The sequence below is a fragment of the Amycolatopsis sp. NBC_00438 genome, from assembly GCF_036026695.1.
In the GTDB taxonomy this organism is placed as follows: domain Bacteria; phylum Actinomycetota; class Actinomycetes; order Mycobacteriales; family Pseudonocardiaceae; genus Amycolatopsis.
Genome location: NZ_CP107923.1, coordinates 9,934,408 through 9,949,277, shown reverse-complemented (window position 1 = coordinate 9,949,277; position 14,870 = coordinate 9,934,408). Strand labels below are relative to the sequence as shown.

Genomic DNA, 14,870 nt, shown 5'->3' with positions numbered 1-14,870 from the left:
ACCACGTGCGGCACGGCATGACCACGAGCGGCCTTTTCCAGCAGAGTCAGGCCCACAGCCCGTCGTTCTTCTCCGTCATGCGGGCGATGGGCCAGCACGGCGACGACCTCGCGGACTTCTGCATCCCCTGCAACCCGTACTTCCCGACCGACGGGATGTTCGGCGAGCTGGAACGCAACCTCCGCACGATCCTCAAGTTCTACCCGAGCGACGCGGGCGCGATCACCGCGCAGCTGGCGCACGTCCTGCGCCTGAACCCGTCGACGATCTCGTTGGCCAACGGCTCGACCGAGCTCATCACCTGGATCGACCACCTGCTGGTGGACGCGAGCATCGCGGTGCCGATCCCGACGTTCGGCCGCTGGACCGACCAGCCGCTGGAAACCGGCAAGCGCGTCGACATGTTCCTCCTGAAGGAAGCGAACAACTTCGAGCTGCGCGTCGACGAGTACATCGAGTTCGTCAAGCGCCGGGGCTCGCGGGTCGCGGTGCTGTGCAACCCGAACAACCCCGACGGCGGGTACCTCTCGCGCCGCGAGGTCATCCGGTTCATGGACGCCCTCGAGGACCTCGATCTCGTGGTGATCGACGAGTCGTTCATCGACTTCGTCGAGGCCGAGATGAACCCGTCGGTGGCCGCCGAAGCCGTCGTGAGGCCGAACGTCATCGTGCTGAAGAGCCTCGGGAAGAACTTCGGGCTGCACGGGATCCGGTTCGGTTACCAGGTGTCGAACCCGGCGCTGACCCGCAAGCTGTCGGCCGCGCTGCCGAAGTGGAACCTGAACTCGCTGGCCGAGACCGTCATCTTCATGCTCGCCGAGCACCGCGCGGAGTACGAGGACAGTCTCAAGCGGCTCGCGCTCGACCGGTTCATGATGAACTCGCAGCTGAGCCAGTTCCCGGAACTGACGGTGTACCCGTCGCAGGCGAACTTCCTGCTCGTCAAGCTGCCCGGGTCGGTCGACGGCGCCGAGCTGTGCGACTACCTGCTCACCGAGCACCACCTGCTGGTGCGCCAGTGCGGCAACAAGATCGGCATGACCAGCCAGTTCATGCGCTTCGGGGTGCGGCCGGACACCGAGGTCGAGCGGCTGGTCGAGGGACTGCGCGGGGTCGAGCGGCTCGGCGGCGGCCGCCACACGCCGCCGATCGAGCTCGTCTCGCACTCCCGCGAACCGGAACGGTCGATCAGCTGACCGCGTGGTCGATGGCCGACTTCCAGGCGAACCTCCGGCCGTTCGCCGAACTCGACCGCGCGGGCCGCACCCGCAGACTGCGCCGGCTCGCCGAAGCCGCGTTGACCGACTACGACGTCCCGGTGGCCCGGCTGACCCCGCTGGCGCGCGGGCGCAACACGACGTTCCGGGTGGACGGCGCGGACGGCCACCGGTACGTCCTGCGCGTGGAACGGCCGGACGGCCCGAGCGTCGCGCAGGTGCGGGCCGAGATCGCCTGGCTCTCGGCGCTGTGCCGCGAAACGGACCTGGTGGTGCCGCGGCCGGTGCCGACGCGGCACCGGGAACCGGCCACCGTCGTCGCCGACCCGGCCGTCCCCGAACCACGCACCTGCGTGCTGCGCCACTGGGTCGAAGGCCGGTTCCTGGACGAGCGGCTCACCCCGACGCAGCTGTACCGGCTGGGCGAGGTCACCGCGCGGCTGCACCGCCACGGCGCCCGGATGAACGGCCTCGACCGCGGCCGCGTCGACGACCTCAGCGCCTTCGGCCGGGCCCAGGTGGACGGCTTCTCGGCGACCGTCGTCGAGCGCGCGGTCGCCCTGGCCGGCGAGGACGTCCGCGCCGCGCTGGCGCGGGTGCGGGCGGTGCGGGCCGCGCTCGGGTTCGGCGCCGACGTGTTCGGCCTGGTCCACGGCGGCCTGCACCAGGAGAACTACCTGTTCCACCGCGGCCGGGTCGCGGTGGTCGGCTTCGGCGACTGCGGGTACGGGCACTACGCCTACGACCTGGCGGTGACGGTCGAGGCGATCGCGCACCTGCCGCACCGCGCGCAGTTGCGGGAGGCGCTGCTGGACGGCTACCGGTCGGTGCGCCCGGCCACGTTCGCGACCGACCCGGCCGTGCTCGACGCCTTCGCCGGGTTGCGCCGGGTCCAGCTGCGGCTGCGCGCGCTCGACGGGACGGCCTGACGTTACAGATGGTCGCTACACTTGCTACATGGCCGGACGATCGAGCAACGCCACCAGTACCCGCGACCGCCTCCTGCTGGCCGCCGGGCAGCTCCTGCACGAGGCGGACGGCGGCGCGGTGTCGACGCGCGCGATCTGCGAACGCGCCGGCGTCCAGGCCCCGACCCTGTACCACCACTTCGGCAACAAGCAGGGCCTGCTCGACGCCGTCGTGAACTACGGCTTCACCCAGTACGTCCAGGCACCCGAAACCGGCGGCGACCCGGTCGCGCGGATCCGCGAGGGCTGGGATAGGCACGTTGAGTACGGCCTGGAGAACCCGGCGTTCTACGTGCTGCTCTACGGCCAGATCGAGCCCGGCGTGCCGTGCAACCTCACCAGCAGCGCCGAGGCGATGCTGCTCGAGCTGTTCACCCCGCTCGCCCGCGCCGGGCGGCTGCGCGTCGAGGCGACCGAGGCCGCGCGGCAGTTCGCGGCGGCCAACAGCGGGGTCACACTCAGCCTGATCGCCCAGCCCGAAGGCGCCCGCGACCTGGCGATGTCCACGCAGGTCCGGGACGCCGTGCTGGCCGGACTGCTCACCGACGGCCCGGCGGCAGGGTCGTCGACGAGCGCACTCGCGGTCGCTTTGTCGACCGCTCTCGCGGACGACGTCGACGAGCTGACGACCACCGAGCGGCAGCTGCTGCGGGAGTGGCTGCACCGCCTCGCGAGCTGACGCTACATTTGCTACATTGAACCGTATGGCGAATGTAGTGAACGAGTTCGGCGTGTTCCTGGCCCCGCACCGCGACGACGAGACGCGCAAGGCGCACGCCGTCGCGGCCGACAAACTCGGTTACGGCACGGTCTGGTTCGGCACCGGCAGCGCTTCGGTCGGCGACCTCAAGTTCGTCGAGGACGTCTTGGCCGCGACCGAGCGGATCACCGTGGCGACGGCGATCGTGAACATGTGGGCCGACGAACCGGAGGTTCTGGCCGAGTCGTACCACCGGCTGGCGGGCCGGTACGGAAAGCGCTTGCTCCTCGGCATCGGCATCGGCCACCCGGAATCGGTCGCGGCGTACCAGAGCCCGTACGACAAGATCGTCGGCTACCTCGACCGGCTCGACGCCGCCGGTGTGCCCGCCGACGCCCGGATCCTCGCCGCACTCGGCGACCGTGTGCTGAAGCTGGCCGCCGAACGCACGGCCGGCGCGGTCCCCTACCTCGTGCCGGTCGCGCACACGCGGCACGCGCGCTCGGTGCTGGGCCCGGGCAAACTCCTGACGCCGGAACAGAAAGTGGTCGTCGACGAGGACCCGGTGGCGGCGCGCGCGATCGGCCGCCCGTACGTGCGCGAGCCGTACCTCGGACTGCGCAACTACGTGAACAACCTGCTGCGCCACGGGTACACCGAGGCGGACGTCGCCGATGGCGGCAGTGACCGCCTGATCGACGACCTCGTGCTGCACGGCAAGCCCGAGAGCATCGCGAAGCGCCTGCGGTCCCATGTGGACGCCGGAGCCGACCACGTGGCCGTCCAGGTGCTCGGCCCCACGCCGGACGTGGAGGCCGAGCACCACCGGCTCCTCGCCGGCCTACTGCTCTGATCAGCCCGGCGCCGGCGCCAGCGCGTTCAACGCCGTGACGATCACGCTTTCCTCGTAGGTGAAGTGGGTGTCCAATGCGGACGCCAGCCGATCGAACTCCGCGTGCAGCCGGACCGGGTCGGACTCTTCGCCGACGAGCCGCTGGATCTCCTCCTGCAGCCGCGCGACGACGACGTGTTCCGCGCCCAGCTTCGTCAACGCGGGGGCGAGCGCGGGGAACTGCGCGGCCAGCATCGGGAAGATCGCCGTGTCCTCGCCCGTGTGGTGACGGGTGAGGGCCGAGCAGAAACCGAGGCAGCGCTTACTGAAGCTCAGCGGCTCGCCGGAATCCAGCTGTGCCCGCAGATCCCGCAGCTCGGTGCGCAGCCACTCGTGCACCTCGACGATCCAGTCGCCCATCCGCCGGACGCGGTCGAGGCGGTGCAGCACGATCACCGGCAGCACCCGGGTCGTCCGGGCCTGGTAGTCGGCAAAGCCCGGCTGCTGCTCGACGACCTTGGCGAACAGCGCGTCGCGGTCGGGGGCGATGGCCGCCATCGCCTCGAACGTCTCGGTGCCGGTTTCCACGGTCACCAAAGGGTTCTTGCGGATGTTGTGGTACCAGGCGGGGTGCTTCGGCAGGCCCATCGCCGACGCGACGACGACCAGCTGGCCGTCGATGTGCAGGGCGCCCAAGGTGACGCCGTGTTTCCGGCCGGTGCGGGCACCGGTCGTGGTGAGCTGGATCAAACTCGCGTGGTCCTTCCGATGTGGAGTGATCGGAGGCGTGAGAGGGCACGACGGAGGCACACTTGTCCCACAGCAGGGAAAAGACGAGAGACACCGACGTGTCGATCTCAGGGGGCTGAGTAGCCACTACCTCCGTGCGTAGGCCCATCCGGGGCGCACATCCACGGTAGCACGGAATCAGCGAGCGTCGTCAGCCGCTTCCTTCGCCGCGATGGCGGCTTCGTCGGCTTGGTCGAAGGCTTCCTTGGCCGTCTCGAACTCGGCCGTCGCGCGCTCGGCGCGTTCCTCGGCTTCCGCGAGGCGGGCCCGCAGGTCTTCGACGCGGGCCGTGGCCTGCTCCGCCGCGCGCTCGGCGCGGACGAGGTCGCGTTCGGCCACCGCGCGTTCCTTCGCCAGCTCGGCGGCTTCCTTGCGCAGGCGCTCGCGTTCGGCGCGGAAGCGCTCCCGCTCGGCCCGCTCCTCGTCCTCGCGCTTGGAGTCCTTTTCGGCCCGCTCGGCCTTTTCGGTCCGCTTGGCTTTCGCGGGTTCGGCCTTTTCCACCAGCTTCGCCGGACGCTTGCCGGTCGACGGCGGGGCGGTCGCGGCGAGCGTGAACCACTGGTCGGTGTCCTGGTGCGCCACCGACGTCAGGCACCCGGCCAGGGCGAGCGCGGCGGTGTCCGGGTCGGCCGCGACGGCTTCGAGCGTCGCCTCGACCTCCCGCGCGACGGTGTCGCTCATCTTCGCCAGGCCGTGCAGGATCCGCCGCACCAGCTCGCCGCGACGCCGGGCCAGCGCGCGCAGGTCGTCCCCGGCCAGGCGGGTGTGCGCGTCCCGCAGCTCGTCGCCGAGTTCGGCCAGCTCACGCAGCTCGTCCGGATCTTCGCGGGCCAGCCGGTTGACGATCGCGGCCGCGGTGGTCGGCTTCCGCAGCTCCTTGATCTTCGCCGCCAGGTCGGCGTCCCCCTCGGCCTTCGCCGCCTTCGCCGCCGCATTGCGCGCGCTGACGAACTCCGCGAGGTCACCCCCGTAGAGCTCGCCGGCCACCGTCTCCAAGTCCATCCCGCCCAGCCAACCACATCGGACTGGTGCGAGCACCCGCGAACAGTCATCATCGGGTCAGGGGCGACGAAGGGAAGGCGCGTGTTCTTCGATCTGGGTGTCCGGGACTTCCTCGACCGCGCGGAGGCGGTGTACCCGGACCGCGTCGCGGTGGTCGACGAGCCGAACCAGCCCGCGCCGAGCTGGGGTTCGCTCACCTACCGCGAGGTGGCGCGGCGGGCCCGCGCGCAGGCCGCCCACCTCGACGCGCTGGGCGTGCCGGTCGGCGGGCGCGTCGCGGTGGTGTCGCACAACGCCGCGCGCCTGCTCGTGTCGTTCTTCGGCGTCTCGGCTTGGGGCCGGGTGCTGGTGCCGGTGAACTTCCGCCTCGCGCCGGCGGAGGTGAAGTACATCGTGGAGCACTCCGGTGCGGAGGTGCTGATCGTCGACCCCGAGCTGGCACACCTGCTCGACAGCGTCACCGCGAAGCACGTCTTCGTGCTGGGTCGTGACGACGACGTGATCTGGGGTGGCGACGGCGAACCGCGGCCCTGGGCGGGTGACGAGTCGGCCACCGCGACGATCAACTACACGTCCGGCACCACGGCGCGGCCGAAGGGCGTGCAGCTGACCCAGCGCAACATCTGGCTCAACGCGGCCGTCTTCGGGCTGCACACGACGTTGAACGACAACGACGTCCTGCTGCACACGCTGCCGATGTTCCACTGCAACGGCTGGGGCATGCCGTACGCGGTGACCGGGCTCGGCGGGCGGCATATCGTGCTGCGCAAGGTCGACGGCACCGAGATCCTGCGACGCATCCAGGAGCACGGCGTCACGATCCTGTGCGCCGCGCCCGCGGTGGTCAGCGCGGCGCTCGACGGCGCCGCGAGCTGGGACGGCGAGATCCCCGGCCGCGACCGCGTCCGGATCGTCGTGGCCGGCGCACCCCCGCCGACCCGGACGATCGAGCGGGTGCGGGCCGAGCTGGGCTGGGAGTTCATCCAGATCTACGGCCTCACCGAGACGGCGCCGCTGCTGACGGTCAACCGGATGCGCAGCGAGTGGGCGGACCTCGACCCGCACGAGCAGGCGAAGCTGCTGGGCCGCGCCGGCACGCCCGCGCTGGGCGTCCGGATCGCCGTCGACACCGACGGCGAGGTGCTCGCGCAGTCGAACCACAACCTCGACGGCTACTGGGAGAACCCTGACGAGACCGCGCGGGTGCAGGAGGGCAACTGGTTCCACACGGGTGACGGCGGTTCCTTCGAAGACGGCTACCTGACGATCGCGGACCGCAAGAAGGACGTGATCATCTCGGGTGGCGAGAACGTGTCGTCGATCGAGGTGGAGGACGCGCTCAGCTCGCACCCGGCGGTGCGCGAGGCGGCGGTGATCGGCGTCCCGGACGAGAAGTGGGGCGAGCTGGTGACGGCGTTGGTGGTGACCGGTTCGGAAGTGTCCGCCGAGGAGCTGATCAAGCACTGCCGCGAGTACCTGGCGGGGTACAAGTGCCCGAAGCGGGTGGAGTTCCTCGACGAGCTGCCGCGGACGGCGACCGGGAAGATCCAGAAGTTCAAGCTGCGGGAGCCGTTCTGGCAGGGCCGGGCGCGAGGGGTGAATTGAGGTTCTTCTTCGACGCGGGCTCGGGCGCGGTGCTCTGGGCCGACGTCGGCCCGGCCGACCTGGAGCGGCTGCCGATCAGCGCCGGGCTGCGGGCGGAGCTGGACAGCCTCGTCGAGCAGTACGACGAGTCGCTGAACTGGGACTACCCGCCCGACCCCGGCCCGTGGCGGGAGGCGCGGTGCCGTCGCTTCAACGCCGACGTCCGGGCGGCGCTGGCCCGGTTGCGTCGTGAACTCGGGGAGGACGTCGAGGACGGGTTCACCGAGCTGCACGAGGATCCGGACCTGGACCACTACCTGGCCGACCCGAAGGGCTTCAAGCGGTCGTCTGGCTGACGACGAGATCGCCGCCGCTGGACCGGAGCCGGATGACGCGGTCGCCGACTTCCAGCTCGGCGCCGATCCGGATGCCGGCCTTGTCGAAGCTCTCGTGGTAGCGCGAGATGGCCAGCTCGCCGCCGCCGGCGACTTCACGGCGCACGTAGTCGGCCTCCGGCCACAGGTAGTCCGGAATCCCGCTTTCACTCCGGCGCTCGACGCGTAGCGACCAGTCCGTCCAGACGACCCACACCAGGGACGATCCGTCGACCAGGATGACCTGCAGTGCCGCCGCCTCGCCGTTACGATGAAAGATCTCCGAGACCGAAGCGACTCCGAGGCCGACCGGTTCCATCAGCGGACCAGGCGGAAGAAGGTCCGCACCTCGGCGACGAACAGCTCCGGCTGCTCGAACGCCGCGAAGTGCCCGCCCCGGTCCAGTTCGTTCCAATACCGGATGTCCGGGTACCTCCGCGCGGCCCACCGGCGCGACGGTCTCGGCACCTCCGCGGGGAAGATCGAACAGCCCGTCGGGACGTCCACCGTGTCGTCCGTCGCCTCGCTGAACCACTTCTGGACCTTCGCGATGCTCTCCCAGTACAACCGCGCCGACGACGTCGCCGTGCCCGTCAGCCAGTAGAGCGTGATGTTGTCCAGCAGCTCGTCGCGGGTGAACGGGAAGCCGTCGGACCAGGCGTGGAACTTCTCCAGCAGCCAGCCGCACAGGCCGGCCGGGGAATCCGCCAGGCCGTAGCCCAGGGTCTGCGGGCGGGTCGACTGCTGGGCCGAGTAGCCGTCCTCCCAGCGCTGCGCGTGCTTCAACGCCTCCAGCGCTTCGCGTTCCGCCGCAGTCAGGTCGTCGAACGTCGCCGGGTCGGGGGCGGCGATCGGCGGGTTCAGGTGGATGCCCGCCAGGTGGGCCGCGTCCTGCTGGGCCAGTGACGTCGTGATCGACGTTCCCCAGTCGCCGCCCTGGGCGCCGTAGCGGGTGTAACCGAGACGGGCCATCAGCTCCGCCCACGCCGCCGCGATCCGCTCGATGCCCCAGCCCGGCGACGACGGCTTGTCGCTGAAGCCGTAGCCCGGCAGAGAGGGGATCACCAGGTGGAACTCGCGCGAGAGCGGCTCGATCACCTTGGTGAACTCGACGATCGAGCCGGGCCAGCCGTGCGTCAGCACCAGCGGCAGTGCGTCCGGGCGCGGCGAACGCACGTGCAGGAAATGCACGCCCAGGCCGTCGATTTCGGTGCGGTACTGCGGAAATCCGTTGAGCCGGGCCTCCGCGCGGCGCCAGTCGTAGCCGGACGCCCAGTACTCGCAGAATTCCCGCAGCAGGGCCAGCGGCGTGCCCTGGCTCCAGTCGTCGACCGGCTCCTCTTCGGGCCAGCGGGTCCGGCGCAGGCGCGAACGCAGGTCGTCGAGGTCGGCCTCGGCGACGTCGATCCGGAACGGCGTGATCACGCCGGGACGTAGGTCAGCTGGACGACGCCGTTGCCGAAGGTGGCGGACTTCTTGAGCACCAGCGGGAAACCCGGCCCCTCCTCGGGGAACAGCCGCTTCCCGCGGCCCACGACGATCGGGTACAGCAGCAGGTTCAGCTCGTCGACCAGGCCTTCGGCCAGCAGCCAGCGCACCGCCGTGGTGCTGCCGCTGGTCATGATGTCGCCGCCCTCCCCGGCCTTCAACACGCGGACGGCCTCGACCGGGTCCCCGGTCAGCAGCGTCGAGTTGTTCCAGGTGACCTCGGACAACGTCGACGACAGCACGTACTTGCGCACGCTGTTCATGAACTCGGCGCCCGCGTCGTCCTCGACCGTCCGGCCGGGCCACGCTTCGGCGAAACCTTCGTAGGTGACGCGGCCGAGCAGCATCGCGTCGGCGGCCGCCATCCCGCCGCCGACGGCGCGGCCGATTTCGTCGTTCCAGTACCGCAGCGACCACTTGTCGGGCGCCTCGACCACACCGTCCAGCGAGAGGAACAGGTTCGACACGATCTTGCGCATGGACTTCCCTTCGGTCGAGTTCTCACTATGACCGAAAAGCCGCCGTCCCGCAGCGGTTTGACCGGACTATCCGATCCGTCCATTCGCGACTGGCTTCAGCAGGTCGAGCGCGCGGCCGAGGGTGTCCAGCCGCGCTTCGAGCGTGTCGCCCGCCGGGTACAGCCGGACCGTGTCGATGCCCGTGGCACGCCAGACGCGCAGGCGTTCGCGGACCATCTCCTCGGTGCCGATCAGCGTGGTGCCGAGCACCATCTCGTCGCTGACGAGTGCGGTGGCGCCGTCGCGGTCACCGGCCTGCCAGCGCTCGCGGACCTCGGCGGCGACGTCCGCCCAGCCCTGCCGGCTGTAGGCGTTGTTGTAGAAGTTCGTGGTGGCCGAGCCCATCCCGCCGAGGCTGAAGGCCAGTTCCTTCTTGCGGCCGCCGACCATCGTGCGCAGCTCGTCCTCGTTCGCCGCGAAGGCGACTTCGGCGCCCTGGCAGACGTCGATGTCCTTGCGCGTACGGCCCGACTTCGCGAGGCCGGCGTCGAGGTGGGTGAAGTAGGCGTCGGCGCCTTCGGGGACGAAGCTGGTGCCGAGCCAGCCGTCCGCGACCTCGCCGGTCAGTTCGAGCAGCTTCGGCGAGAGCGTGGCCAGGTAGATCGGGATGTCCGGGTTCGGCTCGGTCGACAGCCGCATCGGGCGGGTCTCGCCGGGCAGCGGGATCTCGAAAGCCTTGCCGGAGAAGGAGATCTTCTCGCCGGCGAAAGCCTGGCGGATGATCTCGACGGTTTCGCGCATCCGCGTCAGCGGCTTGGCGAACGGGACGCCGTGCAGGCCCTCGATCACCTGCGGCCCGGACGGGCCGAGGCCGAGCGAGAACCGGCCGCCGGAGAGGTCCGCGAGCGTCAGCGCGGCCTGCGCGATCGCGACCGGCGTGCGCGTGCCGAGCTGGACGATGCCGGAGCCGAGCCGGATCCGGTCGGTGCGGGCGGCGAGGTAGCCGAGCGCCGACGGCGCGTCCGAACCCCAGGCCTCGGCGACCCAGCAGACGTCGAGACCGAGCTTTTCCGCCTCCAGCACGAAGTCCAGCGTCACGGGAGTGTCGCGGGAGAACTCGACCGTCGTCGCGGTCTTCACGAGCCTTCGACCCGGTCCTTGATCGCGGCGAGGTTGCCGGTCATCGCGGTTTCGAACTCCCGCAGCCGCACGAAGACGATCTTCTGTTCCTTCTCGGGCATCCGGTCGATGGCGAACGACAGCCCGGACCGGCCCGGGCCCAGCTGCATCCACTGCGAGAGCCGGGTGCCGCCGTTGTCGGGTTCGAGGGTGAACTTCCAGACCGAGCTCGGCTCGGCCGGATCCTGCACCGCCCAGGCGAACACCCGCGGCGCGTCGCACTCGACGACGTACGACGTCGTCTCCCATTCGCCGAACGCGTCGTGCTTGCTCCGGCCCACGAACTTGCGGCGGGCCTCGCCGTCGCACCACTCGACGGACTGCAGTTCGGAACTCAGGGAAGGCATCAGACCGATGTCGGAGACCACCGGCCAGACGTCCTCGGGGGCGGCGTCGATCCAGGTCGAGACCTCGGCCGTGGGCTTGTCCGCGTACCGCGCGCCGGTCCACTCCATCGTGGTCGCACTCCTCTCGGTGAGCCTCTGACCACGATAGTTGCGTAGGTAGACCCGGCTGTCAATCTCACTCCTGCCGGGCGAAGCGCTCCTCGACGTCCGCGCGCTGCGCCAGCCGGGCCGGGAAACCGGGGCCACGGCGCATCCGCGTGTCGTCCGGGGTCATCGGCGCGGCGCACTCGGCGCAGACGATTTCGGCGTGGGTGTCGTGCCCGCAGGCCAGGTGGTGCACGGTGATCGGCGGACCGGCCTCGCCGGCGAGCCACTTGTCGCCCCAGCGCGTCATCGCGAGCAGTACCGGGTAGAAGTCGCGGCCCTTTTCGGTGAGCACGTAGTCGTAGCGCACCGGCTCGCTCTGGTAGGCCACCTTCTCCAGCAACCCCTCGTCGACCAGCCGCTTGAGCCGGTCGGCGAGGGTGTTGCGGGCGATGCCGAGCGCCTGCTGGAACTCGTCGAAGCGGCGGACGCCGTAGAAGGCGTCACGCAGCACCAGCGGCGTCCACCAGTCACCGAGCAGATCCATGGTGCGCGCGATCGAGCACGGCCACTGCGCGAACGAGGTCCGTTTCATGCGACCGAGGGTACGCCGTCTTCCGGAGAGACTCAGCAGGTCAGCCGCGCCGTGCCCCGAAGTCAGACGAGGTGGCCGGTGGTGACGTCCACGTGGTCCGGGACCTCGTCGTGCGCGTCGCCGACCGAGAGCGTGCCGGCGGGCTCGACCAGCAGCACGCTCGCGCCCGCCTTCGACGACGGCTTGTGGAACGTGCCCTTCGGCACGACGAAGACCTGGCCTCGGCTCAGCGTCACCACCCGTTCCGACGGGTCGCGCAGGCCGATCTCGATCTCGCCGTCCAGCACCAGGAAGAACTCGTCGGTGTCCTCGTGGACGTGCCAGACGTGCTCGCCGGCGAACCGCGCGAGGCGGATGTCGTAGTCGTTGACGCGGGTGACGATCCGCGGGCTCCAGGCGGCGTCGAAGCTCGCCAGGACTTCGGTCAGGTCGATCGGGTTCATGCCCACCATGGTCGATCTGGCGGGTGAGCGGCACGAGTGCTAGGAATCGCACATGCCGCAAGAATTCTCTCACCGGGTCGTCGCGATCGTGACGGCGGAGTCGAACCCGTTCGAGATGGGCGTCGCGACCGAGCTGTTCGGGCTGCGTCGGCCCGAGCTGAACCGGCCCTGGTACGACTTCGCGCTCTGCGCCGCGACCCCGGACGTGCGGATGAACCTCGGCCTGTTCACGCTCTCCGGCGTCGCCGGGCTCGAGGCCGCCGACACGGCCGACACGCTGATCGCCCCGGCCCGCCCCGACACCGGCGTGCCGACCGACCCGGCGATCCTCGCCGCGATCCGCCGGGCCGCGGCCCGGGGCGCCCGGCTGGTCAGCTTCTGCACCGGCGCGTTCGCGCTCGCCGAGGCGGGCGTCCTGGACGGCCGGCGCGCGACCACGCACTGGCAGTGGGCCGCGGAGTTCGCCGAGCGCTTCCCGGCGGTGCGCTGGGAGCCGGACGTCCTGTTCGTCGACGAGGCCAACGTCCTCACGGCGGCGGGCAGCGCGGCCTCCCTCGACCTCGGCCTCCACCTCATCCACCGCGACCACGGCGCGGAAGTCGTCAACGCGGTCAGCCGCCGCCTGGTGTTCACGGGCCACCGCGACGGCGGGCAGCGGCAGTTCATCGCCCGGCCGGTGCCGGCGGTGCCGGACACCTCGCTGGCGCCGCTGCTGGCCTGGGCCCTCGAGCGGCTGGACACCCCGCTGACGGTGACCGACTTGGCCGCGCGAGCGGCGACCAGCCCGGCGACGCTGCACCGGAGGTTCCGCGCGGAGCTGGGCACGACGCCGCTGGCGTGGCTGACGACCGAGCGGGTGACGCTGGCCTGCCGCCTGATCGAGCGCGGCGAGCTACGGCTGGACCGGGTGGCCGAGGCGAGCGGCTTCGGGACGGCGTCGAACCTGCGCCTGCAGCTGAGACGCCACACGGGTCTCAGCCCGAGCGCGTACCGCCGCCGCTTCGGCCCGGCCCTCGTGAGCGGTAGTTAGGGTTCTAACCCGGATTACCGCTCACGACGTCTTGGAGCGCCTGGGCCAGGGACTCCTCTTGCAGCCGCGCCGGGTAGCCGCGAGGGTCGGCCGCCGCGAGGACGTTGAAGCCTTCCACCAGCGCCACCAGGCTCTTCGTCGTCAGCTCCAGGCGGTCGTCCGGCCACTCCGGACGGCAGGCCGCGATCAGCCGCCGGACCCGCGCCAGGAACGAGTGGTTCGCCGCTCGGTGACGCTCGGCCAGGTCGTCGTCCGCGAGGGCCGCCGCCAGGAAGCCGACCCAGACGCGGGACTCCTCGTGGTGGCCGTGGGGCAGGTCGATCGCGCAGCCCAGGACCGCGCGCAACGCCGCGGGCGCGTCGGCCGCAGAGGCCTCCGCCGCGTCCGCGCGGATCGCCGTGCGCTCGTAGAGCAGGTCGCGCGCGTGCAGCAGCAGCGCCTTCTTCGTCGGGAACGCGTGCAGCACCAGGCCGGTCGTGCAGCCGGCGCGCTCGGCGACCGCGCGCAGCGTCAGCCCCGGCAGGCCCGCCTCCGCCAGCACCTGCCACACCGCGTTCGACAGCAGCTCGCGCTGCGCCCCCACGTCACGCTGTCTCGGCACCCGGAACCTCCTTCCCCGGTAGCGTAACAGGTGCTACGGTAACGCTCGTTACGAAAAGGGGGTGTGCCCGATGACCGACCTCGGCACCATCGCGATCAGCGCCGTGAACTGGGACGATCCCGACGCGGCCCGGCTGCGCGAGGCCCAGCGCGTCGAACTCGACGCCCGCTACGGCACCGACAACCACGAGCCCGGCGCACTGCCGACCGCCGAGACCATGGCGGTGTTCCTCGTCGCGCGCGACGGCGGCGGCACCGCCGTCGGCTGCGGCGGGCTCCGGCCGCTCGGACCGGACTCGGCCGAGATCAAGCGCATGTACGTCGACCCGGCCGCGCGCGGCTCCGGCGTCGCGACCGCCCTGCTGCGCGCGCTCGAAGACCACGCGCGGGAACTCGGGATTCCACGGCTGCTGCTGGAAACCGGCACCGGGCAGCCGGACGCGATGCGCTTCTACCAGCGCGAAGGCTACGAGCCGATCGAGGCCTACGGGCCCTACCGCGGCGAGCCGTTGTCGCGCTGTTTCACCCGCGATCTCCGAGCGCCATAGGTTTTCCGATGGCGCGGCCAAGGCAAGCTATTGGTTCGCGAGGACACCACGGGCCTACCGTCGAAGGAACGGCGGCCCAGGGTCGGGCCGCCGTTCCCGACTCAGACGGAGTTTTCCCTTGCGCATCAAGCACATCGGCGTCGCGCTGGCCGCGATCGCCGTCTTCGCCCTGCCGGCCACCCCGGCCGGCGCGGCACCGAGAATCGTGCCGCTCGCCCCCGGACAGCAACCGGAGAACATCACCCTGGAGCCCGACGGTTCCGCGGACCTGACCTTCGCCTACACCGGCGAGATCGGCCGGGTCTCCCCCGGCGGCAACGTCACCATCATCGCCCGGATCCCGGCGCCGGAAGACGGCGACGTTCCGGTCGTCCACAAGCGACTGTTCCTCGGCGGCATCGTCCGCGCACCCGGCGGTGACCTGTACGTCGCCGTCTCGACCGGCACCGCGGCCACCGGCCTCTACCGGGTCAGGGCCGGGGCGCCGCCGGTGCAGGTAGCGAAACTGCCGCCGGCCGGCTTCCAGAACGGCGTCGCGCGGGACCCGGCGACCGGCGACATCTACGTCGCCGACTCGTTCGACTCCACGGTCTGGCGGGTTTCGCGGGGACGCGTCACCGCCTGGGCCACCG

Annotated in this window: 18 protein-coding genes; 8 read left to right on the top strand and 10 right to left on the bottom strand. The window is 70.9% G+C overall.

Translation table 11 applies throughout. From position 1 onward, the window contains the following. The first annotated feature begins 5 nt into the window (after positions 1-5). The 4 genes from OG494_RS46080 to OG494_RS46065 are packed head-to-tail and all read left to right on the top strand — an operon-like array spanning position 6 to position 3,738. The gene (locus OG494_RS46080; protein WP_328449796.1) at positions 6-1,196 is read left to right on the top strand and encodes a pyridoxal phosphate-dependent aminotransferase; all 1,191 of its coding nucleotides are present in this window, start codon (positions 6-8) and stop codon (positions 1,194-1,196) included. An 11-nt stretch (positions 1,197-1,207) separates the two neighbouring features. Next, positions 1,208-2,146: a phosphotransferase enzyme family protein gene (locus OG494_RS46075; protein WP_328449794.1), complete on the top strand. Its 939-nt coding sequence runs from the start codon at positions 1,208-1,210 to the stop codon at positions 2,144-2,146. Between the two features lie 28 nt (positions 2,147-2,174). Continuing rightward, positions 2,175-2,864 (top strand): TetR/AcrR family transcriptional regulator, encoded by a 690-nt coding sequence (locus OG494_RS46070; RefSeq protein ID WP_328449792.1) that lies wholly within the window; start codon positions 2,175-2,177, stop codon positions 2,862-2,864. Positions 2,865-2,889: 25 nt separating this feature from the next. Further along, the gene (locus OG494_RS46065) at positions 2,890-3,738 is read left to right on the top strand and encodes an LLM class F420-dependent oxidoreductase (protein ID WP_328449790.1); all 849 of its coding nucleotides are present in this window, start codon (positions 2,890-2,892) and stop codon (positions 3,736-3,738) included. On the opposite strand, the gene OG494_RS46060 is transcribed toward OG494_RS46065, so the two are convergent. Both OG494_RS46060 and OG494_RS46055 read right to left on the bottom strand, forming a co-directional pair. Further along, positions 3,739-4,467: a nitroreductase/quinone reductase family protein gene (locus tag OG494_RS46060; RefSeq protein WP_328449789.1), complete on the bottom strand. Its 729-nt coding sequence runs from the start codon at positions 4,465-4,467 to the stop codon at positions 3,739-3,741. It abuts the gene before it with no gap. A 177-nt stretch (positions 4,468-4,644) separates the two neighbouring features. Beyond that, positions 4,645-5,508: a hypothetical protein gene (locus OG494_RS46055; RefSeq protein WP_328449787.1), complete on the bottom strand. Its 864-nt coding sequence runs from the start codon at positions 5,506-5,508 to the stop codon at positions 4,645-4,647. Between the two features lie 81 nt (positions 5,509-5,589). Between OG494_RS46055 and OG494_RS46050 the strand changes: the two genes are divergently transcribed. Together OG494_RS46050 and OG494_RS46045 are read left to right on the top strand one after the other, a co-directional pair. After that, complete coding sequence (locus OG494_RS46050) at positions 5,590-7,113, top strand: AMP-binding protein (RefSeq protein ID WP_328449785.1); 1,524 nt, start codon at positions 5,590-5,592, stop codon at positions 7,111-7,113. After that, positions 7,110-7,448 carry a hypothetical protein gene (locus OG494_RS46045; RefSeq protein ID WP_328449783.1) on the top strand — a complete coding sequence of 113 codons (339 nt, stop codon included), beginning with the start codon at positions 7,110-7,112 and terminating at the stop codon, positions 7,446-7,448. The genes OG494_RS46050 and OG494_RS46045 overlap by 4 nt, the downstream gene beginning before the upstream one ends. Here the strand turns inward: OG494_RS46045 and OG494_RS46040 are convergent. The 7 genes from OG494_RS46040 to OG494_RS46010 all read right to left on the bottom strand — a co-directional run bounded on the left by OG494_RS46040 (position 7,429) and on the right by OG494_RS46010 (position 12,069). Further along, positions 7,429-7,785 carry a hypothetical protein gene (locus OG494_RS46040; RefSeq protein WP_328449781.1) on the bottom strand — a complete coding sequence of 119 codons (357 nt, stop codon included), beginning with the start codon at positions 7,783-7,785 and terminating at the stop codon, positions 7,429-7,431. The genes OG494_RS46045 and OG494_RS46040 overlap by 20 nt on opposite strands. Continuing rightward, complete coding sequence (locus tag OG494_RS46035; protein WP_328449780.1) at positions 7,785-8,891, bottom strand: epoxide hydrolase family protein; 1,107 nt, start codon at positions 8,889-8,891, stop codon at positions 7,785-7,787. Before OG494_RS46035 ends, OG494_RS46040 begins: the two co-directional genes overlap by 1 nt. Continuing rightward, positions 8,888-9,433, bottom strand: coding sequence for a dihydrofolate reductase family protein (locus OG494_RS46030; RefSeq protein ID WP_328449778.1), 546 nt, complete (start codon positions 9,431-9,433; stop codon positions 8,888-8,890). The genes OG494_RS46035 and OG494_RS46030 overlap by 4 nt, the downstream gene beginning before the upstream one ends. 66 nt (positions 9,434-9,499) lie before the next feature. Beyond that, on the bottom strand, positions 9,500-10,552 hold the full coding sequence (locus OG494_RS46025) for an LLM class flavin-dependent oxidoreductase (protein ID WP_328449776.1): 1,053 nt from the start codon (positions 10,550-10,552) through the stop codon (positions 9,500-9,502). Further along, entirely contained in the window at positions 10,549-11,046 is a 498-nt protein-coding gene (locus OG494_RS46020) for an SRPBCC family protein (protein WP_328449774.1), read from the bottom strand. Before OG494_RS46020 ends, OG494_RS46025 begins: the two co-directional genes overlap by 4 nt. A gap of 67 nt (positions 11,047-11,113) precedes the next feature. After that, positions 11,114-11,617, bottom strand: coding sequence for a winged helix-turn-helix transcriptional regulator (locus tag OG494_RS46015; RefSeq protein WP_328449772.1), 504 nt, complete (start codon positions 11,615-11,617; stop codon positions 11,114-11,116). Between the two features lie 62 nt (positions 11,618-11,679). Next, positions 11,680-12,069 (bottom strand): cupin domain-containing protein, encoded by a 390-nt coding sequence (locus tag OG494_RS46010; protein ID WP_328449770.1) that lies wholly within the window; start codon positions 12,067-12,069, stop codon positions 11,680-11,682. Positions 12,070-12,112: 43 nt separating this feature from the next. Between OG494_RS46010 and OG494_RS46005 the strand changes: the two genes are divergently transcribed. Next, on the top strand, positions 12,113-13,090 hold the full coding sequence (locus OG494_RS46005; RefSeq protein ID WP_328449769.1) for a helix-turn-helix domain-containing protein: 978 nt from the start codon (positions 12,113-12,115) through the stop codon (positions 13,088-13,090). 4 nt (positions 13,091-13,094) lie between these two features. Here the strand turns inward: OG494_RS46005 and OG494_RS46000 are convergent, their stop codons facing one another. Continuing rightward, positions 13,095-13,691 carry a TetR/AcrR family transcriptional regulator gene (locus OG494_RS46000; RefSeq protein WP_328449767.1) on the bottom strand — a complete coding sequence of 199 codons (597 nt, stop codon included), beginning with the start codon at positions 13,689-13,691 and terminating at the stop codon, positions 13,095-13,097. Between the two features lie 70 nt (positions 13,692-13,761). Here OG494_RS46000 and OG494_RS45995 point away from each other — a divergent pair, with 70 nt between their 5' ends. Next, positions 13,762-14,238, top strand: coding sequence for a GNAT family N-acetyltransferase (locus tag OG494_RS45995; RefSeq protein ID WP_328449765.1), 477 nt, complete (start codon positions 13,762-13,764; stop codon positions 14,236-14,238). Positions 14,239-14,870 lie beyond the last annotated feature (632 nt).